At 72.4% G+C, this 2,761-nt stretch carries 2 protein-coding genes and 1 pseudogene; all 3 read left to right on the top strand.

The genetic code is table 11. From position 1 onward, the window contains the following. Nucleotides 1-91 precede the first annotated feature (91 nt). Nucleotides 92-1,309 (top strand): MFS transporter, encoded by a 1,218-nt coding sequence (locus tag AC1DY2_RS18335; RefSeq protein WP_476763715.1) that lies wholly within the window; start codon nt 92-94, stop codon nt 1,307-1,309. Between the two features lie 189 nt (nt 1,310-1,498). Further along, entirely contained in the window at nt 1,499-2,443 is a 945-nt protein-coding gene (locus AC1DY2_RS18330; protein ID WP_476763714.1) for a sugar-binding transcriptional regulator, read from the top strand. 61 nt (nt 2,444-2,504) lie between these two features. Next, nucleotides 2,505-2,761: pseudogene (locus tag AC1DY2_RS18325) on the top strand (deoxyribose-phosphate aldolase); the annotation flags it as partial.

Genomic DNA, 2,761 nt, shown 5'->3' with positions numbered 1-2,761 from the left:
CTCGTGACGCCGCGCTCGTCGAAGCCGGAGCGCTGGCTGAGCGGGAGGTACCGGGCGAAGTCGGCCACGCCACCAGCCTAGACTCGGACGGGTGAAGCCGACCCAGCCCCGACCGCTCTGGGCCGGCCGAACGCTCGCGCTGCTCGGCATCGTGCTCGTCGCCTTCAACCTGCGCACGGCCGTCGCCTCGCTCTCGCCGATCCTCCACCAGCTCGAGCGCGACATCCAGCTCAGCCCGGCCGTGGTCGGCCTGCTCGGCATGCTGCCCCCGCTCTGTTACGCGGTGTTCGGCATCATCACCCCGCTCATCACGAAGCGGTTCGACCTGGAGCCCACCCTCGTCGTCGCGCTCGTCGCCCTGTCGATCGGCCTCATCGGTCGGGGGCTGGCGGGCGACGCCCTGTGGCTGATCGCCGCATCCACCCTCACCTTCGCGGCGATCGGGGTGGGCAACGTGCTGCTGCCGCCGCTCGTGAAGCGCTACTTCCCCGATCGCGTGGGTCTCATGACCTCGCTGTACGTGACGGCGCTGTCGGTGAGCACCTTCGTGCCGCCGCTCGTCGCCGTCCCGGTGGCGGATGCCGCCGGCTGGCGTGTCTCGCTGGGGGAGTGGGGGCTCGTGGCCGCGGTCGCGCTCATCCCCTGGATCGTGCTGCTGCTGCATCCCGACGGCCGTCGCCAGCCGGCGCGTCCCGAGGAACCGCAGCCCGGGCTGCTGCGCTACGCGCTGCGCTCGCCGCTCGCGTGGTCGCTCGCGGTGCTGTTCACGGTCGCGGGCTTCAACGCCTACGCGCTGTTCGCGTGGCTGCCGTCGATGCTCCACGACATCGCCGGCACGCCGCCGGCGGAGGCGGGGGCGCTGCTGTCGCTGTACGCGGCCATGGGCCTGCCCGCCGGACTGGTCGTTCCGATCATCGCCGCGCGGTACGGCCGGGTACGCCTCCTCGTGGCCATCGGCATCGGGTCCTTCGCGGCCGGCTACCTCGGGCTCCTGCTCGTGCCCGGCACGGCCACGTGGTTGTGGGTCGCCCTCGCAGGCGCGGGTCCGTTGTTCTTCCCGCTCTCGCTCGTGCTCATCAACCTGCGCAGCCGCACGCACGAGGGCGCGGTCGCCCTGTCGGGATTCGTCCAGTCGGCGGGATACCTCATGGTCGCCGTCGGCCCGCTCGCCGTGGGGCTGCTCCACCAGGCGACCGGCGGCTGGACCGGGCCGTTGGTGCTGCTGCTCGTCGCGTCGACCGTGCCCGCGGTGATCTCCGGCGCCATGGCGGCCCGCCCCGGATACTTCGAGGACGAGCGCGCGGCCTGAGCCGTCCTGGCGACGTCGTGCGCGAGCGCGAGTCGCCCCCGGAGTTCCGCGGCGCGCCCTCGCCGGCCCCAATGGTGGCGCGCCGCGGGTGCGCGGCATCCGCTCACGGTGCTCATATGAGCAGGATCACCCGCGAGTGTTGCCGATGCGCACGCACCTGCCTACGCTGGAAGCGAGCGGAAGGACACTGTGGACGAGATCGACGAACTGCTCTCCATCCGGGCGGCCGAGCTCTACTACGAGGAGAACAAGACCCAGGACGAGATCGGGCAGGCGCTCCGGCTCACGCGCTGGAAGGTCGGCCGACTCCTCGCCCAGGCCAAGCAGCGCGGGTTCATCCGCATCGAGATCCTGCATCCCCGCGCACGCCGGCTCCCGATCGAGCGCCGCCTGCGCGACGAACGCGGGCTCACCGACGCCATCGTCGTCTCGACGGCGGGCGTTCAGTCGCCCGAAGAACTGCAGGAGCGCACCGCCCAGGCGGCCGCCGACTACCTCACCGCCCTCCGGCCTGTGCCGCGCACCCTCGGCGTGAGCTGGGGACGCACCCTGTTCGAGCTCTCGCAGCACCTGCGCAACGGGTGGGCCACGGGCGTCAACGTCGTGCAGATCAACGGGGGAGTGAGCCTCAACCGCCGGCCGGGCACCGCAGCGGCCACGGCGGTCGGGATCGCCCAGAAGGGCGGCGGCAGCGCGACCCTGCTGCCGAGCCCCGCGATCCTCGAGCGCCTCGCCACGAAGGAGGCGATCGAGTCCGACCGCGTCGTCGCGGGCGTCATCGAGCTCGCCCGTTCGGCCGACGCCTACGTCTTCAGCGCGGGTGCGGCCGACCACAACTCCGTGCACGTCGAGAGCGGCTACCTCTCGGTGGCCGACGTCGACGTGCTCGTGCAGAAGGGCGCCGTGGGCGACGTCGTCGGGCGCTACATCGACTCCGACGGCAACATCGTCGACCCCGCCCTCGACGCGCGCACGGTCGGGCTCACGCTCGACGAACTTCGGGCGGCCCCGCTCGCCATCGCCGTGATCGCCGGCAGCGCCAAGCACCCGGTCGCCGATGCCGTCGTGCGCAGCGGCCTCTGCTCGGTGCTCGTCACCGACGAGGCCACCGCCCTCCACCTCCTCGACGGCTGAGGCGCCCGCGCGGGCCCCGCCACACCGACACCGCACCACACACGAAAGCCAGGTCATCACCATGTCAGGCACCTCACTCGTCACCGCCCGGGAGCGGGCGCTCGCCGTGCTCGGCGGTGAACCCGACGACGCCACGCTCGGCCGCTACCTGCACGGCATCCCCGGGGTCGACGCGGTCGGCCTCGAGCAGCGCGCCGCCGGCCTCGGCACCCGCTCGATCAAGACCACCTCGAAGCAGCGGGCCCTCGACACGATCATCTCGCTCATCGACCTGACGACCCTCGAGGGTGCCGACACTCCCGGCAAGGTGCGCTCGCT

This window comes from Agromyces sp. P1_H4, assembly GCF_056405255.1.
This window is presented reverse-complemented; position numbering and strand designations above follow the sequence as displayed.